The organism is Lachnoclostridium phocaeense (genome assembly GCF_959599685.1).
In the GTDB taxonomy this organism is placed as follows: domain Bacteria; phylum Bacillota; class Clostridia; order Lachnospirales; family Lachnospiraceae; genus Claveliimonas; species Claveliimonas monacensis.
Genome location: NZ_CAUGIN010000012.1, coordinates 49,946 through 76,409 on the forward strand (window position 1 = coordinate 49,946; position 26,464 = coordinate 76,409).

Annotated in this window: 23 protein-coding genes; 1 reads left to right on the top strand and 22 read right to left on the bottom strand. The window is 52.2% G+C overall.

The genetic code is table 11. The annotated features are described in order from the left end of the window. Positions 1-66: 66 nt before the first annotated feature. The 3 genes from alr to Q5911_RS07360 form a co-directional block, all read right to left on the bottom strand. A complete protein-coding gene (alr, locus tag Q5911_RS07350; RefSeq protein ID WP_303182076.1) occupies positions 67-1,236 on the bottom strand; it encodes an alanine racemase in 1,170 nt (389 codons plus the stop codon). A gap of 3 nt (positions 1,237-1,239) precedes the next feature. After that, positions 1,240-2,736, bottom strand: a complete 1,497-nt coding sequence (locus Q5911_RS07355) for an NAD(P)H-hydrate dehydratase (RefSeq protein ID WP_303182077.1) — start codon at positions 2,734-2,736, stop codon at positions 1,240-1,242. A 134-nt stretch (positions 2,737-2,870) separates the two neighbouring features. Beyond that, on the bottom strand, positions 2,871-3,524 hold the full coding sequence (locus tag Q5911_RS07360; protein WP_076777310.1) for a redox-sensing transcriptional repressor Rex: 654 nt from the start codon (positions 3,522-3,524) through the stop codon (positions 2,871-2,873). Between the two features lie 185 nt (positions 3,525-3,709). On the opposite strand from Q5911_RS07360, the gene abc-f reads away from it, so the two are divergent. Beyond that, positions 3,710-5,629: a ribosomal protection-like ABC-F family protein gene (abc-f, locus tag Q5911_RS07365; RefSeq protein ID WP_076777309.1), complete on the top strand. Its 1,920-nt coding sequence runs from the start codon at positions 3,710-3,712 to the stop codon at positions 5,627-5,629. 36 nt (positions 5,630-5,665) lie between these two features. Here abc-f and Q5911_RS07370 read toward each other — a convergent pair whose 3' ends face one another. From Q5911_RS07370 to Q5911_RS07460, 19 genes are all read right to left on the bottom strand, one after another. Further along, the gene (locus Q5911_RS07370; RefSeq protein WP_076777308.1) at positions 5,666-6,577 is read right to left on the bottom strand and encodes a magnesium transporter CorA family protein; all 912 of its coding nucleotides are present in this window, start codon (positions 6,575-6,577) and stop codon (positions 5,666-5,668) included. A 24-nt stretch (positions 6,578-6,601) separates the two neighbouring features. Beyond that, the gene (gene ppk1 / locus Q5911_RS07375; RefSeq protein ID WP_303182079.1) at positions 6,602-8,674 is read right to left on the bottom strand and encodes a polyphosphate kinase 1; all 2,073 of its coding nucleotides are present in this window, start codon (positions 8,672-8,674) and stop codon (positions 6,602-6,604) included. Positions 8,675-8,688: 14 nt separating this feature from the next. Continuing rightward, on the bottom strand, positions 8,689-9,579 hold the full coding sequence (locus tag Q5911_RS07380; RefSeq protein ID WP_303182081.1) for a substrate-binding domain-containing protein: 891 nt from the start codon (positions 9,577-9,579) through the stop codon (positions 8,689-8,691). Positions 9,580-9,785: 206 nt separating this feature from the next. After that, complete coding sequence (locus Q5911_RS07385) at positions 9,786-10,985, bottom strand: NADP-dependent isocitrate dehydrogenase (RefSeq protein ID WP_226394129.1); 1,200 nt, start codon at positions 10,983-10,985, stop codon at positions 9,786-9,788. Positions 10,986-11,045: 60 nt separating this feature from the next. After that, positions 11,046-11,714 carry a GntR family transcriptional regulator gene (locus Q5911_RS07390; protein ID WP_226394130.1) on the bottom strand — a complete coding sequence of 223 codons (669 nt, stop codon included), beginning with the start codon at positions 11,712-11,714 and terminating at the stop codon, positions 11,046-11,048. 5 nt (positions 11,715-11,719) lie between these two features. Next, positions 11,720-13,123: a 2-isopropylmalate synthase gene (locus tag Q5911_RS07395; protein ID WP_076777304.1), complete on the bottom strand. Its 1,404-nt coding sequence runs from the start codon at positions 13,121-13,123 to the stop codon at positions 11,720-11,722. A 165-nt stretch (positions 13,124-13,288) separates the two neighbouring features. After that, a complete protein-coding gene (ilvA, locus tag Q5911_RS07400) occupies positions 13,289-14,509 on the bottom strand; it encodes a threonine ammonia-lyase (RefSeq protein WP_076777303.1) in 1,221 nt (406 codons plus the stop codon). Between the two features lie 30 nt (positions 14,510-14,539). Then, positions 14,540-15,481 carry a signal recognition particle-docking protein FtsY gene (gene ftsY, locus Q5911_RS07405; protein ID WP_303182085.1) on the bottom strand — a complete coding sequence of 314 codons (942 nt, stop codon included), beginning with the start codon at positions 15,479-15,481 and terminating at the stop codon, positions 14,540-14,542. A gap of 15 nt (positions 15,482-15,496) precedes the next feature. Next, complete coding sequence (gene smc / locus Q5911_RS07410; RefSeq protein ID WP_303182087.1) at positions 15,497-19,078, bottom strand: chromosome segregation protein SMC; 3,582 nt, start codon at positions 19,076-19,078, stop codon at positions 15,497-15,499. Between the two features lie 7 nt (positions 19,079-19,085). Next, positions 19,086-19,781, bottom strand: a complete 696-nt coding sequence (gene rnc, locus Q5911_RS07415) for a ribonuclease III (protein WP_076780815.1) — start codon at positions 19,779-19,781, stop codon at positions 19,086-19,088. 51 nt (positions 19,782-19,832) lie between these two features. Further along, positions 19,833-20,063: an acyl carrier protein gene (gene acpP / locus Q5911_RS07420; protein ID WP_033124620.1), complete on the bottom strand. Its 231-nt coding sequence runs from the start codon at positions 20,061-20,063 to the stop codon at positions 19,833-19,835. A 31-nt stretch (positions 20,064-20,094) separates the two neighbouring features. After that, positions 20,095-21,117 carry a phosphate acyltransferase PlsX gene (gene plsX, locus Q5911_RS07425; protein WP_076777300.1) on the bottom strand — a complete coding sequence of 341 codons (1,023 nt, stop codon included), beginning with the start codon at positions 21,115-21,117 and terminating at the stop codon, positions 20,095-20,097. 85 nt (positions 21,118-21,202) lie between these two features. Further along, positions 21,203-22,102: a tyrosine-type recombinase/integrase gene (locus Q5911_RS07430; protein ID WP_303182091.1), complete on the bottom strand. Its 900-nt coding sequence runs from the start codon at positions 22,100-22,102 to the stop codon at positions 21,203-21,205. A 153-nt stretch (positions 22,103-22,255) separates the two neighbouring features. Next, positions 22,256-22,498 (bottom strand): hypothetical protein, encoded by a 243-nt coding sequence (locus Q5911_RS07435; RefSeq protein ID WP_076777298.1) that lies wholly within the window; start codon positions 22,496-22,498, stop codon positions 22,256-22,258. A gap of 114 nt (positions 22,499-22,612) precedes the next feature. After that, positions 22,613-23,476: a YitT family protein gene (locus Q5911_RS07440; protein ID WP_281725475.1), complete on the bottom strand. Its 864-nt coding sequence runs from the start codon at positions 23,474-23,476 to the stop codon at positions 22,613-22,615. A gap of 19 nt (positions 23,477-23,495) precedes the next feature. Further along, positions 23,496-24,416, bottom strand: coding sequence for a 1-phosphofructokinase (gene pfkB, locus Q5911_RS07445; RefSeq protein ID WP_076777296.1), 921 nt, complete (start codon positions 24,414-24,416; stop codon positions 23,496-23,498). Between the two features lie 76 nt (positions 24,417-24,492). Then, complete coding sequence (gene rpmF / locus Q5911_RS07450) at positions 24,493-24,672, bottom strand: 50S ribosomal protein L32 (protein WP_033124613.1); 180 nt, start codon at positions 24,670-24,672, stop codon at positions 24,493-24,495. Between the two features lie 3 nt (positions 24,673-24,675). Further along, entirely contained in the window at positions 24,676-25,203 is a 528-nt protein-coding gene (locus Q5911_RS07455; RefSeq protein ID WP_303182098.1) for a YceD family protein, read from the bottom strand. A 44-nt stretch (positions 25,204-25,247) separates the two neighbouring features. Further along, positions 25,248-26,453, bottom strand: coding sequence for an acetate kinase (locus tag Q5911_RS07460; RefSeq protein WP_076777294.1), 1,206 nt, complete (start codon positions 26,451-26,453; stop codon positions 25,248-25,250). Positions 26,454-26,464: the final 11 nt, after the last annotated feature.

Genomic DNA, 26,464 nt, shown 5'->3' on the forward strand with positions numbered 1-26,464 from the left:
CGATTTACTAAAGATACTGATAGTATTTCCATCTTTCTCGGATGTATTCCAAAGAGTGCCCGGCCGCTACTCAAAATAGTCCATCTGCTCTATGACCCGGCCGTTCCGGACATATTCCCTGGGCACGCGTTTCCCTATATTGCACACAAACTCGTAGTTGAATCTGCCGGACAGATCCGCCAGCTCATCAATAGAGACGCGCACTCCATCTTCTTCCCCCGCCAGCGTGATGCGGTCTCCAAACTGTACGTCTTCTATGTCTGTGGCATCCACCATAAGCTGATCCATGCACACTCTGCCCAGTATGGGGGCTTTCTTTCCGTGTATCAGCACATATCCTTTGTTGGAGAGGCTCCTGGGATACCCGTCCCCGTAGCCCACCGGCACGGTGACGATCCTGGTCCTCCTGTCTGTGACATAGGTTCCCCCATAGCTGACATACGTCCCCGGCTCCACCCACTTTACATGGGCCACGTGGCTGATCAGCTCCATGGCCGGCTTCAGGGGAACCAGCTCCTTTTTCACTTCCCCGGAGGGGTACATCCCGTACATGGAAATCCCTGCCCGGACAAGGTCCATGGCCGCCTCCGGCATATCGATAATGCCTGCGCTGTTGGAGCAGTGCCAGAATGGGAAGCGGATCCCCCTGGACTCCAGCTGTGTTTTCATCCACAGATATTTTTCTATCTGATTCTTTGTAAAGGTTTTGTCTGTCTCGTCCGCTTTGGAAAAGTGTGTGAAGATCCCTTCTGCTTCAATGCCTGGAAGTTCCGTGATCCGGGCGATGGTATCGGCGCTCTCCTCGCTGATGAGGAAGCCGAGCCTGGACATACCTGTGTCCAGCTTGATATGGATCACTGCATTCTTCCCAAGTCTCTGCGCTCTCTCGGAAATGTCCTGAGCCATCTCCCAGGTGTAGCATGTCATGCGGATGTCTTTGCGGATCATCTCATCCCTCTGCTCCGGGAAGGCACAGCCAAGGACAAGAATCGGCTTTTGTATCCCTTTTTTTCGGAGCAGAGCGGCCTCATCCGGTGTGGCGGCCGCGTAGCCCCAGACATAATCCTTTTCCTCCATGACGGATCTGGCGATCTGGGCTGCCCCGTGTCCGTAGCCGTCCATCTTGATGACGCCGATCATCTTCGTGTCGGAGGGAACCCTTCTTCTCATCATCTCCAGATTGTACTCGATCGCATCCAGGTCGATCCTGGCACAGATCCTGGTGTATTCCTTCATGCTCTATTCCTCCAGTCTTTTCAATACCGTCCCTACTGCGTCTGCCAGATCTCTTGCCAGCACACTGTATATTCCTTTTTCTTCCCTTGCCGCCTCCCCTGCAAGTCCGTGCAGGTACACGCCCAGCACTGCCCCATCAAAGCAGGTCATCCCCTGGGCGATCAGTCCTGTGATCACGCCTGCCAGCACATCGCCGCTTCCGGCCTTTGCCATGGCAGCATTCCCGGACAGGTTCACATAGGGATGTTCTCCCTGCCTGCATATACAGGTCCTTGCGTCCTTCAGCACACATGTGATCCGGGCCTCTCCGGTGAACTGGGTCAGGATCTCCATTCGGTTCCTCTGCAGCTCCTCCACAGGTTTTTTCACAATCCTGGACATTTCCTTCATGTGGGGAGTAAAGACAAATTGATCGTGGGGCAGCCTGCTCAGATATCGGCTGTGCTCCGCCAGCAGATTCAGGCCATCTGCATCCACAACGCAGGGAACCTGTACATTTTCCAGTGTGGTCTGCAGGATACGCCGGGATTTATCACTTGTGCCCAGCCCAGAACCGATGCTGACCACATCAGCCCAGTTCAAAAGCCGCAGCAGCTCCTTCTCATCAAAGAAGTCATAGCAGCGGATGATGGCCTCCGGCAGCAGGGTCTGCAGGATCGTCCGGTTCTCCTCAGGCGTGTAGATCTGCACAAGTCCGGCTCCGGTCCTGTAGGCTGCCAGAGCGGCCAGGTAAGCGGCCCCTGCCATGCCACGGCTGCCCGCTATGATCAGCGCTTTCCCGTAATCTCCTTTGTGGGAGTTGGGCCGCCTCTTGGGGAGCATGGTTTTTATATCCTTCTCCTCCAGCGCGTAGGCAGCCTCCCTGTCTCCCTCCAGCACGGAAGTGTCGACTCCGATATCTGTCACGGTTACCTCGCCGGCATAATCTCGCCCGGGGTAGAGGACGCAGCCCAGCTTTGCGCACTGGAAACTCACTGTCAGATCTGCTCTAAATGCGCTGGTAGCTACTTCTCCGGTAGTGGTGGAAACTCCTGACGGCACATCCACCGCCAGCTTTACGCCTCCGGAGCGGTTCATGGCCTCTATGCAGGCCAGATAATCTCCCTCCACACGCCGGCTTAATCCTGCTCCGAATACAGCATCTATCAGTATACTATATTCTCCCTCTTCAAAAGAGTTTCCTACCGTCCCTCCGGCCTCTCTGAAAAGCTCCATCTGCCGCAGCGTCTCCTCTGTACAGTGGTCCGGGTTCCCGGCCATCACTGCAGTCACGCAGCCGCCTTTTTCCAGCAGCAATCTTGCGATGGCAAAACCGTCACCCCCGTTGTTTCCTGAGCCGCACACCACACAGACGTTGGACAGATCCATTTTCCTCTCCATCACGGTCTCCACAAAGGTGCGGGCCGCCCGCTCCATCAGGATCAGCGACGGGATCTTCTTTTCCCGTATCGTATAGCTGTCCGCCGCTTTCATCTGTCTTCCATCAGGCAAAAATAGCATAAAATCACCTTCCTTCCCCATGGCGTAAACAGGACACGCCGCCCGGCTGCCGGCTTTGCGGCCTACGGCAACGCAAAAGACGTGTAAAGAAGGCCTGCCTTACACACGCCGGCTTTACACGTCACAAAGTCCTGTTACTTCTCTGATTTTTTCTGTTCCTCATTGTATCTGCTGATATTGTAGGACAGCCTCATCAGGCTCTCTGACAGGTGGACATTTTCAACGATCACATCATCCGGAAGATTGAGATCCGTATGTGCGAAGTTCCATATTGCCTTTACTCCGTACGCCACCAGCTGGTTGGCAACCTCGATCGCCTTTGTTTTCGGGATCGTCAGGATGCCGATCTCTATATTGTTTTCCGTAACAAACGCTTCCAGCTCATCCATCATATGGATGGGAACGCCACGGATTGTCATCCCTTTCAATGTGGGGTTCACATCAAAGATACCTTTGAGCACAAAACCTCGTTTTTCGAACGCTGCATAGTTTGCCAGCGCATGTCCAAGATTACCTGCCCCGATAATGACCATGTCATGGTCTTCCTCCAGGCCAAGTATCTTACCTATCTCTGTGTAGAGATATTTTACATTATATCCATACCCCTGCTGACCGAAGCCGCCGAAGTTGTTCAGATCCTGCCGTATCTGGGATGCTGTCACATGCATTTTCTTGCTGAGATCATTGGAGGAAATGCGCTCCACGCCATTCTCCAGCAGCTCCCCTAAATAGCGGTAATATCTTGGAAGTCTACGTATGACTGCCTGCGAAATTTCTCTGCCTTCCACTTTATCCACCTTCCATTTCAGTTTCTCAGATTTATTATATAGAATTGTTACAATAAAGTCAATTTATTGTTCCTAAAAGTTCTGCAAATCAGAAACCTCCGTCTTCTGGAAATTGACACGCCACGGGTTCCCCGATATAATAGATAATGCTGTAAAATACGCGGCTTTTACACAGGAGGTACACCATGATACTGGCATGTCACAATATAGAAAAATCATTTGGGGAAGAAGTCATTGTAAAGGACGGCTCCTTCCATATCGAGGATCACGAAAAGGCGGCTCTCGTTGGCATCAACGGGGCCGGAAAATCCACTATCCTGAAAATGATCGTGGGGGAACTGCCCCTGGACGGTGGAACGGTCACCCTGGCCAAGGGTAGTACCCTGGGCTATCTGGCCCAGCACCAGGATCTGACAGGGGGGAACACCATCTACGAGGAGGTAAAGACTGCCAAAGCCCAGATCATTGCCATTGAAAAAGAAATACGGCAGATTGAGGCGGATCTTCCCTCCCTGCAGGGCGATGCCCTCACAGAGAGACTGAACACATATCACCGCCTCACGGAGCAATTTGAACGGGAAAACGGGTACGCCTACGAGAGTGAGATCACCGGCGTCCTCAAGGGTCTGGGCTTTGGCGAGGAGGATTTTTCCAAGGATGTAGACACACTCTCCGGCGGCCAGAAGACCCGGGTCTCCCTGGGAAAACTTCTTCTCACCAGACCGGATGTGCTGCTCCTGGACGAGCCCACCAACCACCTGGACTTAAATTCCATCTCCTGGCTGGAGACCTATCTTCTGAATTACCCCGGGGCCGTGCTCATCGTATCCCACGACCGTTATTTTCTGAACCGGGTGGTAACAAAGGTGGTGGAGATCGAGCAGGGACAGCTCTCCACCTACCTGGGGAATTATACTGCCTATGCAGAAAAGAAAAAGCAGATCCGGGATGCCCGGCTGAAGGAATACATGAACCAGCAGCAGGAAATTCGGCACCAGGAGGCTGTTATCGAGAAACTCCGCTCTTTTAATCGCGAAAAGTCCATCAAGCGCGCAGAGAGCCGTGAAAAAATGCTGGACAAGATGGAGCGCATAGAGAAGCCGGCTGAACTGAAAACAGACATCCATCTGACACTGGAGCCCTCCTGTGTCAGCGGAAACGATGTCCTTTCTGTAGAGCATCTGAGCAAATCCTTTCCGGACCAGACTCTCTTTACAGATATCAGTTTTGACATCCACAGAGGTGAGCACGTGGCCGTTATCGGGGACAACGGAACTGGAAAGACCACGCTTCTTAAAATCCTGAACGATGTGCTCCCCGCAGACAGCGGCAACTTTACTCTGGGCGCCAATGTCCATGTGGGCTACTACGATCAGGAGCACCATGTCCTTCACATGGACAAGACTGTGTTCGAGGAGATCTCCGACGATTACCCGGACCTGACGGGCACCCAGATCCGCAATATGCTGGCCGCCTTCCTCTTTACAGGGGACGATGTGTTCAAGCGGATCGGTGACTTAAGCGGCGGGGAGAGGGGCCGTGTGTCCCTGGCAAAGCTGATGCTCTCAGAGGCCAATTTCCTGATCCTGGACGAGCCCACCAACCATCTGGACATCGCCTCAAAGGAGATACTGGAAAACGCGCTCAACAATTATACCGGCACCGTCCTCTATGTGTCCCATGACCGGTACTTCATCAACCAGACTGCCACCCGCATCCTGGAGCTTGTAAACCGCAAATTTGTCAACTATATCGGCAATTACGACTACTATCTGGAAAAAAAGGAGGAGCTGACCGCCGCCTATGCCTCCCCCGCCACGGCGAAAGCAGGGAAAGCCGCCTCCGCTGAGCCTGTATCCGAGGCCAAGCAAAGCTGGCAGGAACAGAAAGAGGCACAGGCCAGGGAACGCAAAAGGCAGAATGATCTGAAAAAGACCGAGGAGCGGATCACCTGCCTGGAAGAGCGTGACGCACAGATCGACGAGCTCATGGCTACGGAGGAAGTCTACACCAACTCTGTAAAATGCCAGGAGCTGGCACAGGAAAAGGCTGACATAGCCGCCCAGCTGGAAGAGCTGTATGAAAAATGGGAGGAACTTGCGTAAGGCAGGCTCCTCCCATTTTTTTGCGAACGTGCATGTTTACAATATTTTCTTTCTCTTGAAGATCAGGATGCAGACGATAATGACGATAAGACTCAGCACGATGACACCAGGATATCCATTTTTCAGCTCCGGCATGTTCTGAAAGTTCATGCCGTACCAGCCGGTGATCAGCGTCAGGGGAAAGAAAATGGTGGATAGCACAGTCAGAAACTGCATATTGTTGTTCTGCCTTGCGTCCACCTGGGATTGATATACATCCCTCACCTGCTGTGCGTATTCCAGAAGGTGGGAAGTGCGGCTCATAAGGCGGTCCGCCCGGTCTGACAGTGTTCCAAAGTATTTGAGCTGCTTTTTGGCAAAAAAGCCATTTTCATTTTCCTCCAGCTCACGCCCCATATCCATCATCTCATCGTAGTAGCTGCGCAGGTTCAGAAGTTTTCTCCTGATGGGCATCAGCTCCTGCTGGAACCGCTCGATCTTCCCCTGCATGGCGTCCTCCTCCATCCCCATCAGGGTCTTCTCGTACTGCATGAGAAGTTCCTGGTCCCTGCTCATAAACTCTGCAATATAATTGTAGATAAATCTCTCTTTCGTCTCACCCTGATGAGTCTTTTTTCTCTTGATCCTGCGGATCAGACGCATGGAAAAGTCCTCGTCATCCACAAGAACTACGTGATCCTGATTGATGAAAAAATAGATCCGGTAACGGCTTCCAAGCACATCCAGCAGCTTGGGAATACACAGGGTTCCCACCAGGCACTCCTGCTGTGTCTCCAGCTTACAGAAGCCGATCTGCCCCAGCTGGATGTCATTTTCGTACTGGATCCCGGCCAGGTCCAGTACTTTTCTGGCGTTCCGGGAGTCTGTCAGGAAGACGGCCGGGCACCCCTCCGCCTCCCACTCCCCCTGGTCAAGCTCCTCCAGCCGCTCGCCAAGTCTCCATATCATGTCTCTCAACACCTTTTCTCTATGTTACACTTTTCCCGCCTTCTCATAGGCCTCCTGGTAAAAATACTCCTGGGAATTCAAAAGCTCTTCGCCTGACTGCGGAACCACATGCCTGTAATCCCCGTCACTGCAGGCTTCTCTGGCCTTCTGGTTGTCATGCAGCATAGTGTCAAAGATCATCTGCAGCCGCTCTTTTAAATTCTCCTGCAGAACAGGAGCTGCCACTTCCACTCTGCGGACTGTGTTTCTTGTCATAAAGTCAGCGGAGGCAATGTAGTACTTTGCCCTCTCGCCCCGGCCAAAGATGTAGATCCTGGAATGCTCCAGAAATCTTCCCACAATGCTGATGATCCGGATATTCTCTGTACTTCCCTCCACGCCCGGTATAAGGCAGGCAATGCCGCGGATGATCATGTCGATCTTCACGCCCGCGCAGGAGGCCTCGATGAGTTTGTCGATAATCTTTTTATCTGTCAGCGAGTTCAGCTTCAGTCCGATGTAAGCCTCCTCACCGCTCTGCGCGAGTCTGATTTCCTCGTCGATCATATCCAGCACTCTGTTCTGCAGACACTTGGGCGCCACCAGGAGCTTGTCCGATTTTTCCACGACTTCGCCCTTGGAGAGAGCCTGGAACACAGCCGACGCCTCCAGTCCAATGTCCACATTCGCTGTCATAAGAGACAGGTCTGTGTAGAGACGGGAGGTTTTCTCGTTGTAGTTTCCGGTTCCGATCTGGGTAATGTATTCCACCTGTCCCTCTGTTTTTCTTGTGATGAGACAGAGTTTAGAGTGTACCTTGTAGCCCTCCAGGCCGTAAATGACCTGACATCCGGCCTCCTCCAGGCGTCTGGACCACTCGATATTGTTTTCCTCATCAAACCGTGCACGCAGCTCCACAAGGACAACCACTTCTTTTCCGTTCTCTGCCGCCTCGATCAGGGCCTCCACTACCTTGCTCTGCTTTGCCAGGCGGTAGAGCGTCATCTTGATGGAGATGACATTCTCATCCTCCGCAGCCTCATTCAGCAGCCGCAGGAAAGGCCGGATCGATTCGTAGGGATAGAAAAGGATCTTGTCCTCTTCTTTGATCTGCTCTATAAGGCTTCTTCCCTCCTGGAAAGAGGGGGATTTCTGAGGCACCCTCTTCTCATAGAAGAGTTCCGGGTTCTTCCGCAGGATGTCCTGGATCTGGAAAAGGAAAGACAGATCCAGGGGCGCCTGGCTCCGGAATACATGAGTGGAGTCCAGATCCAGATATTTGCAGAGAGTCTCCACCACGTCGCCGTCCATCTCCCTAGAGAGCTCCAGACGGACAGGGGAGAGTTTCTTTCTGCGCTTGATCAGGTCCGCCATGAACTCGCGGTAATCCAGGTCCTCATCATAGAGAGCGTCCGCGTCTATATCTGCGTTTCTTGTCACCCGGATCAGAGATTTCGCCTTGATCTGATATCCGCTGAACACCCGGGGAATGTAGTGCAGGATCAGCTCCTCTGCAAGCATGTAGCATCCCTCCTGCCCCCTCACAGGGATCAGTCTCTCCACCATGGTGTTGGTACACGGAATGATACCCAGCCTCTGTTTTTTGTTTTTAGTCTCCAGCACGGCCACTGCATAAATTTCCTTGTTGCGCAGAAACGGAAATGGCTGCCTTTTTCCCACAACAGTGGGGGAGATAAGGGGAGCGATCTCCATCTGGAAAAATTTCAGCAGGCCGTCTTTTTCTTCATCCCTAAGCTTGCTAAAGTCTGTCAGCCGCACGCCGTAGGACTCCAGATTTTCCATCAGGGCGTGATAAGTCCTGTCTCTTCTCCCGCTCAGTTCCCGCACTTTTTCCAATATGTTGTCGATTTGCTCGTCTAAGGTCATATGGGTCTTATTGTCCCGGATCTTTTTGCCCAGCAGCATCTGATCCTGCAGGGAGCCCACCCGGACCATGAAGAATTCGTCCAGATTGCTCTGGTAAATGGATGCAAAGCTGAGCCGCTCACAGAGAGGCACCCTCTCGTCTTCCGCCTCTTCAAGCACACGCTCGTTGAATTTCAGCCAGGACAGTTCCCTGTTCATAAATACCTGTTTCTTTGCCTTCTCTTTTTCCATTGTCTCCTCCTATATTATTCTTCTTTTGTATCTGCCCAATTGGCAGTGTCTCCGCTGTATATATCCGCCAGCATGTCCGCTGTAAGGTCCTCAAGTGGATTGTCCGCCTGCACAATGACACGGATCCCGTCCTTTGCCACAGGAACCGCCTGGAGCACATCCTGTTCATACTGGTAAAGATCTCTGGAAACCATAGCCATGTCGCAGACGCCTGTCAGCACGTCGGTAATGCCCTGGGAGGAGTCTGACGCCTCCACCTCAATGACAGCGTTAGGATTCGCCTCCTGATATGCTTCCGCCAGCGCCTCTATAGCCGGAGCCAGGCTGGTAGAGCCGTGTATCCGCAAAGTGCCGGACGGCTGTGCTGACAGAAACACATCCTTCGTCTCTTCTGCCGGCACAAAGAAATCTCCCACGATCTCCTGGCCTTTTCCAGTCACATACGTCAGAAAATCCTCTTTCAGCTCATTTCCATCCTTTGCAGCGGCAAGGTAGAGCGTGCGGCTCAGAGGATACTGACTGCTCTCGATGGTCGTCTCTTCTGCTGGCACTCCGTCCACAGCCAGCTCCTTTACGCTGTCACTTTCCGAAATGTCTGTCCCCCAGCTCACATAACCGACAGAGCTTTTATCCTCTCCTACAGCCTGGATCACTTCTTCGCCGGAAGTCACCGTCTGTGCTGTCTCTGTGATGTGATCCTTGTCATCCACGCCTTCTTCATCCAGCCCCAGAGCCTGAGCAAAACTGCTGCGGGTACCGGACCCGCTCTCTCTTGTGACTACTGTAATCTGGCCAAGGTCAGCCAGTTCCTTATCCTGCTCCGGGCTTGCCGGCTCACTGTTGCCGCAGGCGCCAAGAAAACATGCTGCCCCGACTGCCACTGCGAAGCATCTCCAATTTTTCATTCTCATACCTTCTCTGTCCTTTTTTTATAATACATATTCTTCCCTATTATAAATGTTTTTCGTGTATTTGTAATCCGGATTTATGTTAAATGTATGTAAAATTGACGCCGGCAGGTTCAATTCTTTCCGATGGCATACACAATTACACACCAGTTATAATAATTTCGGACGTAATACTTTTAAAAAGTATTACGTCCGAAATTAAATTACGCCAGCTTTTCTGCAATTGCCAGAATAAATTCTTCACTGTTCAGCACAGTGGGATTTTCCAAAGTGGTGATCAGCGCCAGATCTTTGGTCATCTTGCCTTCCTCAATGGTGTCGATAGTAGCCTTCTCCAATTTGTCGGCGAATGCCATAAGCTCCTGGTTGCCGTCCAGCTCGCCGCGCTTTCTCAGTGCACCTGTCCACGCGAAGATGGTGGCCACGGAGTTGGTGGATGTCTCCTCTCCCTTCAGGTGCTTGTAGTAGTGGCGCTGCACGGTTCCGTGAGCCGCCTCGTACTCGTAATACCCTTCCGGGGATACGAGAACAGAAGTCATCATAGCCAGGGAACCGAAGGCGGAAGACACCATATCGCTCATAACATCCCCGTCATAGTTCTTGCAGGCCCAGATGTAGCCGCCCTCAGACTTCATAACACGGGCCACAGCATCGTCGATAAGGGTGTAGAAATATACGATGCCCGCTTTCTCAAACTTCTCGGCATACTCGTTGTCGTAGATCTCCTGGAAAATATCCTTGAAAGTGTGGTCGTACTTTTTGGAAATAGTATCCTTTGTGGCAAACCACAGATCCTGCTTTGTATCCAGCGCATAGTTAAAGCAGCTTCTGGCAAAGCTCGCGATAGAGTCATTGACATTGTGCATACCCTGCACAATGCCTGCGCCTGTAAAGTTGTGCACAAGCTCTCGCTCCTCGTGGCCGTCCTCTGCTGTATAGACAAGTTCTACCTTCCCGGCTCCCGGTATCTTCATCTCGGTTCCCTTGTACACATCCCCGTAGGCATGCCTTGCAATGGTGATAGGCTTCTTCCAGTTCTTCACGCAGGGCTCGATCCCCTTTACAACGATGGGAGCGCGGAACACGGTCCCATCCAAGATGGCGCGGATCGTCCCGTTGGGGCTCTTCCACATTTCCTTCAGGTCGTACTCTGTCATGCGGGCCGCGTTGGGCGTGATCGTGGCGCATTTTACCGCCACTTTATATTTCTTTGTAGCATTTGCAGAGTCAATCGTCACCTGGTCATTGGTCTCATTGCGGTGCTCCAGGCCCAGGTCGTAGTACTCTGTATTCAGCTCGATAAATGGCTTCAGAAGGTGTTCTTTTATCATCTTCCAGAGGATCCTGGTCATCTCATCTCCGTCCATCTCTACGATTGGGGTGGTCATCTTGATCTTTTCCATGTTCGCATTCTCCTTTTCTTTTTCGTTTATTTCGTCATTAAAAATAATTGACTGGCTCATCTACTCTTCTATATGAAGATTTTCCATGACTTTCATAATATGCGCATTGGCCAGGCGCTCTGCCAGCTCCTCATCCCTTGCCTTGATGGCTTCCAGAATAGCCCGATGCTCTTCTATGGACTTCTCCGCCCGGCTCTTCTCCTCCACAGACATGGTTCGCGCCATTTTCACATATTTGTGAAAATCCGACAGTACATGTTCCAGTATACGACTATTGGAGGCGTGATACAAGACTTTGTGAAATTTTCCATCCAGCTCAGATACCTGCTGGGCTTTCTCCCCGTCTTTCCCCGCTGTGCTTTTCTTCTTCAGATGGAACTCGGAGAGAAGGATCACCTCCTCCAACTCCTCGATCTGCTCCTCTGTGATATACCTGGTCGCCCACCGGGCGCAGAGCCCCTCCAGCATAGACCGGATCATATAGATATCGTGCACGTCCTTCAGGGAAATGCCGGTCACATAGGCTCCTTTATTGGGAATGATGGACACAAGGCCTTCCAGCTCCAGCTGGCGCAGCGCCTCCCGCACCGGAGTCCGGCTGACCCCCATCTCCTCCCCTATGCTTATCTCTTTGAGTTCCTCATTTTCCTTGTACACACCGGATAGAATGTCCTCCCGCAGCCTGCGGAACACTTTTCCCCGAAGGGACTGGTCCTGGTACTCTTCCATTTGTTTTACTCCTCCTGCGCCGTCAGTCTGACGCCTGTCTTTTTACATGCCTCATCAATGACTGCCAGAAGTTCCTCGTCTGTCAGCACAGTGACGCGGCCGCTCTCATATTCCTGATCCACCCACTCTTTCACCATGGCTACAAGTTCGGTATTCTTATCTACCTGCCTTCCTTCGGGCAGATGGAAATAGGTGTTGATCCAGTGGGCGATGCCCGCCAGCCCGGATGTGTTTGACACGGCTACAAGCGGCGGTCTGTTCAGGAATTTATCTGTGTCAAATATATTGTAGATCTCCTCGTTTTTCAGCAGTCCATCGGCGTGGATCCCGGCCCTTGTCACATTGAAATTCTTGCCCACAAAAGGTGTCCGCGAGGGAATGTGGTAGCCGATCTCCTTCTCATAGTACTCTGCCAGCTCGGTGATGACGGTGGTGTCCATGCCGTCCAGCGTCCCTCTCAGCTGGGCATACTCAAAGACCATGGCCTCCAGAGGCGTGTTCCCTGTCCGCTCCCCAATGCCGAAGATGGAACAGTTTACGCCGCAGGCCCCGTAGAGCCAGGCTGTGGAAGAATTGCTGACTGCCTTGTAAAAATCATTGTGTCCGTGGAACTCAATCAGCTCGCTTGGCACACCTGCATGGACGCGGAGACCGTATATGATACCCGGGATGGACCTGGGGATCACCGCGCCGGGGTAGTTGACACCGTAACCCATCGTATCACAGACACGGATCTTCACCGGGATCTGGTACTCTTTCATCAGGTTCATAAGCTCCAGGCAGAACGGAATGACAAAACCGTAAATATCCGACCGGGTAATATCTTCCAGATGACACCTGGGACTGACACCGGTCTCAAGGCATTCCCTGATAACAGAAAGATAATGCTCCATAGCCTGTTTTCTTGTCATCTTCAGCTTGTAAAAAATGTGGTAGTCCGAGCAGCTGACAAGTATGCCTGTCTCTTTCATGCCGATCTCTTTTACAAGTTCAAAATCCTTTTTGCTGGCCCGGATCCAGCTGGTGATCTCCGGGAACTGATATCCCTTCTCCATGCACTGGTATACAGCGTCCCTGTCTTTCTTGCTGTACAGGAAAAATTCACACTGCCGGATCTTTCCGTTGGGTCCGCCCAGTCTGTGGAAATAATCGTAAATATCTACAATCTGCTTTGTGCTGTAAGGCGCCCGGGACTGCTGTCCATCCCGGAATGTCGTGTCTGTGATCCATATCTCATCCGGCATGCTGTGGGGTACGATCCTGTCGTTGAAGGCAATCTTCGGCACCTCGTCATAGTGAAAAAGATTTCTGAATACATTGGGTTCTTTCACATCCACCAGTGGGTACATATGCTCCTCAAGCTGAAGCAGATTTGTGTGTTCGTCAAGGTAAACTTTCCTGTCCTGCATGTGTCATCTCTCCTTTTCTTTTCTCGTATAATTGTATACAATTATACAAACCATGTCAATAAAAAATCCACCTGAAATTTTCCGTATAAAAAAGGCCGTCCCGGCAGGACGGCCTCTGTAATACGCAAAATTCTGAAAATCCGCAGATCTGATTCACTTGTGTTCTTAGTACAGCTTTGCCCCAATCTCCCTGGGCTCATATCCCACGTCTCTGAGAGCCTGCATGATCTGATTCTTGTGCTCTGTGCCAAAGGCCTCCAGCGTAATACGAAGCTCCACGGCTGCATTTCGATTGGTACTGACAAACTGGTTGTGCTCCAGACGGATCACATTGCCCTGAGCATTCGCGACAGCAGAGGCCACCCGCACAAGCTCGCCCGGCTTGTCAGGCATGAGAACGGAGATGGAGAAGATCCTGTCTCTCTGGATCAGTCCGTGCTGGACAATGGAGGACATGGTGATCACATCCATGTTGCCGCCGCTTAAGATGCAGACTACTTTTTTCTTTTTTACATCCAGCTGTTTGAGGGCTGCTACCGTAAGGAGACCGGAATTCTCCACGACCATCTTGTGGTTCTCCACCATATCCAGGAAAGCTCCGACCAGATCGTCGTCCTCCACTGTGATAATGTCATCCACATTTTCCTTCACATAGGGGAACACCTTGTCGCCCACCCGCTTCACAGCCGTGCCGTCCGCAATGGTGTTGGCGCTTGGCAGTGTGACAGGCTCTCCTGCCTCGAGAGCAGCCTTCATGCTGGCCGCAGCAGCAGGCTCCACACCGATCACCTTGATCTTGGGATTGAGCATCTTAGCCAGTGTGGCTACGCCTGTGATCAGGCCGCCTCCGCCGATGGGTGCCAGAATATAGTCCACGGTAGGAAGCTCCTGCACGATCTCCATAGCGATAGTTCCCTGTCCTGTCGCCACATCCAGATCATCGAAAGGATGCACAAACGTCATCCCCTGCTCCTCTGCCAGCTTCAGCGCGTAGGCACAGGCGTCATCGTACACATCCCCGTGGAGGATCACGTTCGCTCCATAGCTCTTTGTGCGGTTCACTTTGATAAGAGGGGTGACTGTGGGCATGACGATCGTAGCCTTGCAGCCGAACTTCTGGGCCGCAAAAGCAACGCCCTGGGCATGGTTGCCGGCAGAAGCCGTGATGAGCCCCTTCTCCCGCTCTTCTTCTGTCATGGTACTGATCTTATAGTAGGCACCTCTTACCTTGTACGCCCCTGTATACTGCATGTTCTCCGGCTTCAGATATACCTTGCCGCCTGTCTGGGAACTGAAGTACTCGCTGTATACAAGATCTGTGGGGAGGGTCACCTTCTTTACAAGTTCACTCGCCTGCTCAAAATTTTCCAGTGTCAGTTTGTCCATCATGATCTCCTGCCTTTCTTTTTCTTCATTTTATTCTTCTTTTTCCTCCGGAACTGCAAAAAGTGCATCTACAAATGTGTCCGCATCAAATTTCTGCAGATCGTCTATGGTCTCTCCGACGCCAATGTACTTCACCGGAATACCAAGCTCCGCCTGGATGGCTACGGCAATGCCGCCCTTGGCCGTCCCGTCCATCTTCGTCAGGATAATGCCCGTAATATCAGCCACATCTTTGAAATCCTTGGCCTGCTGGAGCGCATTCTGGCCGGTGGTGGCATCAAGGACCACCAGAGTCTCCCGGAAAGCCTCCGGGTACTCCCGGTCAATGATCCGGTTCATCTTCCGCAGCTCCTCCATCAGGTTCTTTTTATTGTGAAGTCTGCCGGCTGTGTCACACAGCAGCACATCTGCATGGCGGGCCTTCGCAGCCTGCACTGCATCGTACACCACGGCAGCCGGGTCGGACCCTTCCTGCCCGCCGATGAGCTCTGCCTGAGCCCTGTTTGCCCACTCCTTCAGCTGCTCTCCCGCCGCAGCCCGGAAGGTATCTGCCGCAGCCAGAATCACTTTTTTGTTCTGAGCCCGCAGCTTGCCTGCCAGCTTGCCTATGGTGGTTGTCTTTCCCACGCCGTTGACGCCTACCACCATAACCACGGAGGTCCGGCCCTCGAACTCGTAGGCCGTCTCTCCCACATCCATCTGCTCCTTAATGCTGTCGATGAGGATCTGCCGGCAGTCGGAGGGCTCCTTGATATGCCGCTCCTTCACCTTTTCCCGCAGATCGTCCAGTATATCTTCTGTGGCCTGAACTCCCAGATCTCCCATGATCAGGACTTCCTCAAGCTCCTCATAGAAATCTTCATCAATGTGTGAAAATCCATGAAAAATGCTGTCCATGCCGGACACAATATTATCTCTTGTCTTTGTAAGGCCCGAGACGAGCCTTTTGAAAAATCCCTTCTCTTCTGCCATAATCCTGCTCCTTTTTTATTCTTGATGCTGCTTCTCCATCTCGTTCAGCTCATTTTCCAGAAGACTGACAGAAACCATGGTGGAGACACCCTTCTCCTGCATGGTGATTCCATACAGCCTGTCCGCCGCTGTCATAGTCCCTCTTCTGTGGGTGATGACGATAAACTGCGTGTTTTTCGTCAGCTTGTGGAGGTACTGGGCAAAACGGGTCACATTGGAGTCATCCAACGCCGCCTCGATCTCATCCAGCAGACAGAAGGGGGATGGCTTCAGATTCTGGATGGCAAACAGGAGGGAAATAGCGGTCAGCGCCTTCTCTCCACCGGAGAGCTGCATCATATTCTGCAGCTTCTTTCCCGGCGGCTGGGCGATGATGCGGATGCCTGCCTCCAGGATATCCTCGTCCTCCATCAGCTCCAGCGTTCCCTTTCCGCCTCCGAAGAGCTCCTTGAACACTTTATCAAACTCCCCGGCAATCCTTGCGAACTGCTCGGTGAACTGCCTGCGCATGGCCTCGTCCAGCTCCGCGATGATCTTCTCCAGGGTGGCTTCCGCCTCCACCAGATCTTCATGCTGTCCCTTCAGGAACTCATATCTCTCGGACACGTCTTTGTAGTCCTCAATAGCATTTACATTGACGGAGCCAAGCCCCTTGATATCACTCTTGAGTGTCTGGATCTGCCGGCGCATGTAGGCCAGGTCTGTGAGATTTTTGTCCCGCAGCTCCAGAGCGTGACTGTATGTGATTTCATACTCTTCCCACATATAGTTGATCTGCTTCTCCGAGGCCTCCTCGTAGCCTTCTTTTCTGCTCTCCAGACGGAAGATCTCCTTATCCAGATCTGCCATATGCCTGGAGAGTTCCTCCCGCTTTCCAAGGAAGGACTTATGCCTCTGGCTCAGCTCTTCCCTCTGCTTCACATTTTCCTGGATCTGCTCCTCGATCTCCTGGAAGAGCTCTTTGGATTCCTCTATCGTCTGGCGAATTTTCTGGATCTGCTCCTCTTTCTCCTGGATCTCCCGGGAAGCATCCTCTTTGTTCTCACCCAGCTCCTGCTGTTCTTCCTCGAACTTGGCGATCTCCTCCTGGATACGTTCTTCATTTTCCAGGATAAAGGTGTGCTTCTGTTCCAGACCCGCAAAAGCCAGCTGTGCCTCCTCGGAAGCCTTCTGGCAGCGAAGTTCCTCTTCCTTTTCCTGCTCCAGAAGTTTCTGGTCTCCCTCGGTCTTACGGGTGATCTCCTGCTCCAGGGCAGTGGAAGTATCCAGCTCCACAGTGATGGACTCCTGGTTATTGCTGATGTCCGTGATCTGCTGATCCAGCTCCTGGTTCTCCCGCTGGATAGCCTGGGATGTCTCCATGGAAACCTGTATCCGCTCCTGGCACTGATCCAGATTGATCTTCGCCGTGTTCTGGATGACATAGGCCTTCTGCAGCTTCTGCTGGATCTCATCTATAGCCTCATAGCAGGCAGCTCGCTCCCGGCGGAGACTGGCTGCCGATGCCTCCATCTCCTCCATCTCCTTTTTCAGATGACGGACCGTCTTCTCAAATTCCTCGATCTCCCGCCTCCGGCTTAACAGGTTGCTGGAGTTTTTAAAAGCGCCTCCTGTCATGGAGCCTCCGGGGTTCAGCAGTTCGCCTTCCAGGGTAACCAGTCGCAGCGTCTGCCTGTATTTCCGTGCAATGGCAATGCCGTGGTCGATATTGTCCACAACAATGGTCCGGCCAAGCAGATTCTCTGCCAGGCCCCGGTACTGTTCTTCCACCTTGACCAGGGTGTTGGCAAGACCCACAACGCCCTTCTCCTGCAGCGCCTCCGGCCTGGACATCCCGCGGCCTCCGCCGATGCCGGTCAGGGGAAGGAAGGTGGCTCTGCCGTACCGGTTTCTCTTGAGGAAATCGATCATCCTTTTCGCCGTCTCCTCCGTGTCGGTGACGATGTTCTGGATGCTGCCTCCAAGCGCGGTCTCAATGGCGATCTCATACTCTTTGTCCACCTTGATGATATCCGCCACCACGCCCAGGATGCCCTTCTCCTTTTCCCTCTGCTCCATGACTCTTCGGATACTGCCGCCGTATCCGTCATACCGCTCTGTGATATTTTTCAGTGACTCCAGCCGGGACTCCTCCCTGTGGTAGGCTGTCTGGCCCACCCGCAGCTTCTCTGTCTGGCTGGACAGCTCTTTTTGCAGTCTCTCTATCTTCTGCTCGTACTCTTTATTTTTCTCGGTCAGGCTGCGGATCGTGTCAGAGATCTCCTCCAGGCGGGCACTGTGCTCCCTGGCGTTCTTCTGCTCTTCTTCCGCCTCACTGCGGGCCTTGATGAGCCGCTGGTTCATCTGGGACCTGCGCACCTGGATCTGCTCCATCATGGTGTCGTAGCGCTGGATCTTAGCCTGGGTGGAAGCTCTGTTGTTGAGAATTTCAATTATATCATTCTTGTTTTTCTCCACCTGGTCCGTCAGTCCCGCAATGCGGCTCTGCACCTCGATGAGCAGGTCTCTTGCCTGTTCCCTGGCAGCGGATTTCTCCCGCAGTTCTCCTGCGATTTCTTCCCTCTCCTTCTGGAACAGGAGAAGCTGATCCTTTCTCTCACGGATCTCATTCTGGATCGTCTGATAGCGCTGTCCAAAATGTTCGTCCGTCATGCGGGCACTGTTGATCTGCTCCTTCAGAAGCTCGATCTGGTTCTCCAGCTGCTGTTTCAGGAGGTTGGTCTCCGCCCGCTGGCTTTTAGCCTTCTCAATCGAGTCGTCGATCTCGTCTACCTGCGCCTCGATGGCCTCGTACTCCTCCTTCATGGCTCCATATGAAGCGTCCGCTTCCTGGAGCTCCTCACGGGAGACGGACAGCTTGTCCTCTGTCTCTGCGATCTGCTCTTTTAACCGCTCGGTCTCCAGAAGGAACATGTTGATGTCAAAGGTCTTCAGCTGTTCCTTCTTCTGCAGGTACTCTCTTGCCACCTCGGCCTGCTTCTTCAAAGGCCCGATCTGTCTCTCCAGCTCGGAGAGGATATCATTGACACGGAGAAGATTCTGCCTCTCATCCTCCAGCTTTTTGACAGACATGTTTTTTCTCCGCTTAAATTTCACGATGCCCGCCGCCTCGTCGAAGAGCTCCCTTCTGTCCTCCGGCTTGCCGCTCAGGATCTTGTCGATCTGTCCCTGTCCGATGATGGAGTAGCCCTCCTTGCCAATACCAGTGTCGTAGAACAGCTCATTGATATCCTTCAGGCGGCAGGGACTGCCGTTGAGCAGATACTCACTCTCGCCGGAGCGGTACAGCTTTCTCGTGACAGTGACCTCCTCGTAATCCACAGAAAGCTGATGGTCAGAGTTGTCAAGCGTGATGGCCACAGAAGCGTAGCTCAGAGGCTTTCTGTTCTCTGTGCCAGAGAAGATGACATCCTGCATGCTGCCGCCCCGCAGCTGCTTGACGCGCTGCTCTCCCAAGACCCAGCGCACAGCGTCCGCCACATTGCTCTTGCCGCTGCCGTTTGGGCCCACGATCCCGGTGATCCCGTTATGAAAATCAAATACGATCTTGTTTGCAAAAGATTTAAAGCCCTGTATCTCTATACTTTTTAAATACATGTAACACCTACTTTATATTCCTTTTGTGCAGGATCAGGATCGTCCTGTAAGCCGCCTCCTGCTCGGCTGCCTTCTTGGTCCTTCCGCTCCCGGCGCCGTAGACATCCGCGCCGATGTGCACCTCCACGTGGAAGGTCTTGTCGTGGTCCGGCCCCTCTTCGCCGGTGAGCTCATAGGCCACAGGCTGGTCAAACGCAGCCTGTACCAGCTCCTGCAGGATAGTCTTGCTATCGTAAAAGAGTTTCTTGTTCTCCAGGTCATTCAGCACAAACCTGTGTATAAACTCTTTTGCACTAGCAAAACCACCGTCTGAATAGATGGCCCCGATCAGTGCTTCCATGGCGTCCGATGTGACGGAATCCCTCTTTCTGCCTCCTGTCATATCCTCGCCTTTTCCCAGCAGAAGATACTCTCCGAGACGGATCTGGCGGGCACAGAAAGCCAGCGCCTGCTCACAGACCATGGCCGCCCTTGTCTTGGTCAGCTCTCCCTCCGGCATTTTCTCATTTTCATGGAATAAAAATTCACTGGACACCAGCTCCAGCACAGCGTCTCCCAGGAATTCCAGCCGCTCGTTGCACTCGTACTTGGGCAGATGCTTCTCATTCACATAGGAGCTGTGCATCATAGCCCGGCGGAGCAGCCTGGGATCCTGAAATGTATAGCCGATCTGCTCTTCCAGTTCTTTTAGTTTTCGACTCATATAAACCCTCATAAAAGAAAAAGCCCGCATCCGGGCTTTTTCTCCTTTCTGCTAGTTTGTTGCATTTTTGATCTGCTCTACAGCATCTCCTACTGTCACGATCTTCTCTGCGTCATCATTGTCGATCTCGATATCGAATGCTTCCTCAATCCCCATGATAATCTGGAAGATATCCAGAGAGTCCGCTCCCAGGTCATCTACAAACTTTGTCTCCATTGTGATCTCATCTGCGTTCACATTAAGTACGTCAGCTATAATTTCCTGTAATTTCTCAAATTCCATTTTTTTCATCTCCTTTTATATTGCTTTATATCTATTCATCGGACGAGTCATCCGCCTGAATACACTCCTGGATCTTCTCGTTGATCCTCTGTTCCCGGAAAGTCAGGCACTGAAGGATGGAATTGGATACCTCCCTGGCCTTGGAGCTTCCGTGGGTCTTCACCACAAGACCTTTCAGTCCCAGCAGCGGAGCGCCGCCGTACTCGCTTGTGTCAAAACCTTTCAATGTCTCCTTGAGGGCCGGCTTCACGAGCAGGGCTCCGATCTTGCTGCGAAGGCTGCTCATCATGCCTTCCTTGACCTTGCTGATCAGCACCGCTCCCACACCCTCGAACAGTTTCAGGATGATATTCCCGGCAAAGGCCTCGCAGACAATGACGTCCGCCTGGCCGTGGGGGATCTCCCTTGCCTCAATGCTTCCGGTAAAGTTGATGCCCTTCGCCTCTTTCAGGAGAGGAAATGTCTCTTTCACAAGGGCATTGCCCTTCTCCTCCTCGGCTCCTATATTGACGATCGCCACTTTGGGGTTCTTCACGCCCATCACATGTTCCATATAGATGGAACCCATCTTGGCGAACTGGACCAGATGGGAGGGACGTGCGTCCACGTTTGCCCCGCAGTCGATCAAAAGAGAAACGCCCTTCTCTGTGGGAATAAGCGGTGCAAGAGGCGGTCTCTCCACGCCCTTAATCCTGCCTACAATGGTCTGGCCCCCTACAAGGATGGCTCCTGAACTTCCGGCAGACACAAAGGCATCGGCCTCCCCGGATCTGACCATCTTCATACCCACCACGATAGATGAGTCTTTCTTTTTCCGGATGGCGTTAACCGGAGGCTCCGCTGTCTCAATGACCTCTGTGGCGCCCACGATCTCTATCCTGTCCTTATCATACGTATATTTTTCCAGCTCTTTCCTGACAACTTCTTCCTGTCCTACGACATAAACCTTGATGCTCTTCTCTCTGGAAACCGCATCAACCGCGCCTTTGACCATCTCCACCGGGGCATTGTCGCCGCCCATGGCGTCAAGGGCAATTTTTGTAAGTTCTGCCATTTTTCTTTCCTCCATAACTACTAGAAATATTCTACTAGACATTATCCCAAAAATCAATATTTTGTTTGCGGGAACAGCAAAAGAGCTAGAGCGGTCTCTCCACATGGATTTTCACAAGATTTCCGGCAGCCCGGGAAAGCTCCTCCTTATACGCCAGTTTCCTGTACCTCTTCACATGGGTGTCTGTGACCCCCATCTGGGCCGCCACCTGTCCCGGGCTGGCCTTGTAGGAAAAAAGATTGTAGGCGCATGTATTTCGCAGCATCTGGCTGCTGTAAGCCGGTATGCAGGCAAGAGCCGTATACTTTTTCATCATCCTGGAAATATACATCGTGTTCAGAGGATTTCCCCTTCTGTTATAAAAGAGTGTAGGCCTCTCCTCCCTCTGCCCCATATAGCTCTCCAGTACAGCCATCGCGTCCTCAGGAATAAACACACCGCTCTGCCGCTCCCGGGGCGTGACATAGGCGCCGTTTTCATAGATCCCTATATCCTCTGCCTCCAGATCACAGATCTCCGTGGAGGAAAGTCCCACCCTGTACATGAGCACAAAGATAGTGTATGCCATCCGGTCTTTCTCCGCTGCCTTCAGCAGGCGGTCCACATCCTCCACAGGCATGACCCGGGCATACTTTTCCTGCTTAGAAAGAAACGGCAGATAACCGTAGAAATGATCCGCAAAAGAATCCGGCAGCCCGTATCTCTCCCTCTCTCTGCAGATAAAGTCCGAAAAAGAGTGGAGCTCCCGGAACTTCTTTGCCGGGGTTCCCGGCTGCAGTTCTCCCCGTTTCACCTTCTCCGTCATGATCTGATAATATCTGCGCACATCCTCCGCACCGGCCCGGGTGATATCTTTCTCTACAATCTGAGCAAATTCACACAGGTCGCTCCAGTAGGAAGCCCGGCTTGTGCTGCTCTTAAAGTGAGCCGCAAAATCGGGCCACAGAATGAATTTTGTCTTTTCAGATAAGTAAGCACTGTCCATGTCCTGTCCTCTCGCCTTGTCTGCATTTTCCGCGAAGCGGAACCTAAATTTATGTTATAAGTATACTTCATACTATAACATTTTGGTTATAAAACAGATTGCGCACCAGGCGCAATCTTATTTCGGTTTCATCTGTTTCTGGCGCGTGATCCTCTATGCCCCTGCGTAGGCAAATCCGGCAAAACTCAGATCGCATCCCCCGCCTATGCGCCGGCAGATGTTTACTGCCCGGTTCATAACTTCAGGGAACAGTCCGTTCTTTGTCTCAACCTTCAGCAATGAAAGGTCCTCTGAAAAACTTACACTTTTTACATTTTCGAGCTCCTGCAGCTCTCTCAGGATTTCCTGCGCCATCTCATCTGAGATCTTTTTAGTTAATCGATAATATCTTCCCATGATGGAACCCTCTTTCTTTCTTGCTTTTGCCGTGGGTTAGAATTTTCACATATTCTGATTTTATTATACACTATTTTCATGGAATTTCAAACAATTTAGCGCCTCAATTTTTTCCTATATGCGCCGGGCATGCCCTCTTGTGTTCCATGTGCCCGCCACCTCACTGACAGCGGTCACCGTTAAAAAGGCGTCCGGATCCGTCCTTCGGACGTATGCCATCAACTGCGCGTACTCGGTTTTCGTCAGGATCGTCACCAGCTCCGGACGCTCCTTCCCCTCAAATCCGCCCACAGCCTGGTAGACAGTCACCCCGCGGCTGAGCTTGTGGAGAATATACTCCTTGATCTCCTCATGCCGGTCCGACAGGATGCAGACTCTCTTTTTCCTTGAAAACCCACTGACAAACTCATCTACCACCACGCCGTTCAGATAAGTCCCCAGTATTCCCACGATCATAGTGCGCAGATCATAGACAAGAACAGAGCTGACCACTGTGACCAGCCCGCAGACTGTGACCGCTTTGCCGATGTCAATGTGAAAATATTTATTCAGGATTTTGGCAGGCACATCCAGTCCTCCGGAGGAGGCATTGACGTGAAAGAGAATGGCCTGTCCTGCGCTCACCAGGAAAATAAAGCACAGAAGGTCAAGCCATGTATCACCGGTCATAGAGGCCAAATCCGGTAAGACCATATCTATGCCCCAGACAAGCGCCGGATACAAGACAGAGGCATACACAGTCTTTGCCCCGAAGCTTCGCCCCATAAAGATAAATCCCAACAACAGGAAGAGAATATTCAGTATCATGTTCAGGGTCGCCACCCGCAGAGGAAGCACCTGCGAAAGCACCATGGCCAGTCCGGCCACGCTTCCAAGCACCAGGTCTCCCGGCACCATAAAAAATCCCACAGCCGCCGCTATAAGCACCGATCCGGCTGTGATCAAACCATATTCTCTCAGCGTCTCTGTATTTTTCATTCTTGTTCTCCCAACCTCTCTACAGGCCATAGCTGTCTGCCGGTCCATCCAGCAGGGCCTTAATGCTCTCTCTTTCCGCCAGCCAGTAGGCGAAAGCTGTGGCGCTTCCCGCCGCCTGCCCCAGTCGGAAAGCCTTCTCAAGGCTGCCTGTGCCCAGGTAGCCGGCCAGAAATCCGGCCACCATAGAGTCACCGGCTCCCACGGAGTTTTTCACGTCTCCTTCACTGGCCTTCTCCTGGATCACGGTGCCATCCTCTGCCACCAGGATGGCGCCGTCCCCGGCCATGGACACAAGCACATGGCGTGCCCCCATATCCTGGAGGAGTTTTGCGTGGGCAATGATCTCCTCCCTGGTTTCCAGAGTCTTTCCAAACATATCCCCCAGCTCGTACTGGTTGGGTTTGATCAGGAAGGGGTGGTACCTCAGCACATTAAAGAGGAGTTCTTTGGTCGCATCCACTATACAGTGCACGCCTCTTCCCTCCAGCCGCCCCAGTATCCTCTCGTACATGTCTGAAGGGAGAGAGCGGGGAATGCTGCCTGCCAGCACAAGGTAATCTCCCTTTTGCAGCCTGTCCAGCTTCCTGTAGAGTTCTTCCACTGCTTCCTCAGGGATCTCAGGTCCCTGCCCGTTGATCTCTGTCTCCTTCCCCGCATTGATCTTCACATTGATCCTTGTCATTCCCTCATTGAGATGGATAAAATCTGTCCGGCACCCGGACTGGTCCAGCATCTCTCTTAGCATCTTCCCGGTAAATCCCGCCTCAAATCCAAGGGCAATGCTGTCGTATCCCAGGTTAGCCAGGACAACAGACACATTGATGCCTTTTCCTCCCGGATAGACATGTTCTTTCTTTGTCCGGTTGATCCGCCCCGTTTCCAGTGCGTCCAGAGCGATCACATAGTCCAGGGACGGGTTAAATGTCACTGTGTAGATCATTTTCTATTCCACCTCCGCAAATGTCAAAAAATAAAGGAGACCATCTCTGATCTCCTTCATTTGCCTAAGCTCTTGATTAGTCCTGAGCGATGATCTCCCTCTTGTTGTAAGAACCGCATGCCTTGCATACTCTGTGGGGCATCATCAGCTCGCCGCACTTGCTGCATCTTACCAGGTTCGGTGCGCTCATTTTCCAGTTAGCTCTTCTTTTATCTCTTCTGGCTTTTGATGTTTTATTCTTTGGACAGATGGACATACTTTACACCTCCTTAAACTTGCTGAATATATCTTGAAAGGCTGCCATCCTCGGGTCTAATACCTCTCTGTCACAGCCACATTCACCATGATTGAGATTAGCACCACAAATGCTGCACAGACCTTTGCAGTCTTCTTTGCACAGCACCCGAATTGGCCAGTTGACCAGGAGCTCGTTGCATATCAGCACATCCGTGTCAAGACAGTTTCCTTCCATGAAGTTGTACTCATCATCGGACTGTCTGCGCCCTTCCTCGTCGAGCTTCAAATCCACTTCCCGCTCAAAGTCGAGATCAAAAATCTGCTCCACGCCCTCCAGGCATCTGTCGCACGGAATGACGGTCTTTATTTTTGCACATCCCTTCACCTGCACCTGCTTTTTCCCGAGATTGGTGATCTCGAACAGAGCCGGTTCCAGTTCCTCAAGCCGGTACTTTTTGCCGGATACTTCCATATCCTCCAGCTCAAGATGTGCTTCCTGCCGGATGACCTTGTCATCCTGCTCTAAAACCTTTGTCAGTTCAATCAGCATAACGCTCTCCTAACCACACTTTATAAAGTATATCTTTTCAGCCATTATTTGTCAAGGTTTTTCTTTACCAGTTCCACTGTTTCTTCACAGATGGCGATCTCCTCATTTGTGGGGATCACGCAGGCTGTGATCTTGGACTCCGGTTTTGTGATGATGACCTCTTTGCCACGGCTGTTATTTGCCTCATCATCGAATACAAGACCCATGTATCCAAACGCCTCGCAGATTGTCTTTCTCAGCGGGATGGCGTTCTCGCCGAGACCTGCTGTGAAGGTGATCACGTCCACGCCGCCCATGGCTGCGATGTAGGAGCCGATGTACTTGATGATGCGGTACGCGTAGGCCTCCAGGCAGTTGATGGCATCCTGGTTGCCCGCCTCTGCTGCGGCAGATACATCACGGTAGTCGCTGGAGATGCCTGTCATACCCAGCATACCGGACTTCTTGTTGAGGATGTTCAGCACCTCAGACACAGACAGGTTCTCTTTGTTGCAGAGATACTCCACAAAGGCCGGATCAATATCGCCGGATCTTGTGCCCATGATCACACCCTCAAGAGGTGTAAGTCCCATGGATGTGTCCACACATTTTCCGTCCTTTACTGCGGACAGGGAAGCACCGTTGCCCATATGGCACACGATGATCTTCAGATCCTTGATATCTTTTCCGAGGAACGCTGCTGTCCGGGCAGATACATATTTGTGTGATGTGCCGTGGAAGCCGTACTTACGGATGGCGTATTTCTCGTAATATTCTTTCGGGATCCCGTACATGTAAGCCTTCGGAGGCATTGTCTGATGGAAAGCAGTGTCAAAGACAGCCACATTGGGAACGCCCGGCATCAGCTTCATGCAGGCGTTGATACCCATCAGGTTGGCCGGATTGTGGAGCGGTCCTAAGTCCGCGCACTCCTCGATCACTTTAATGACCTCCTCGTCGATGATAACGGAGTTGGTGATCTTCATGCCGCCGTGGAGTACACGGTGTCCGATAGCATCGATCTCCTCCAGGGATTTCACAACTCCTGTCTTCTCATTCACAAGAGCGTCCAGGACCATCTGGATAGCGGTTGTGTGATCCGGCATAGCAGCCTCTGTCACTTCCTTCTCCCCGCCCTTTGGCTCATACACGAGACGGCCGTCGATGCCGATACGCTCGCAGATACCTTTTGCCATGACATCTCTGTTATCGTAATTGATCAGCTGGAATTTCAGTGAAGAACTTCCGCAGTTTACTACTAATACATTCATCTTCTTTTCTC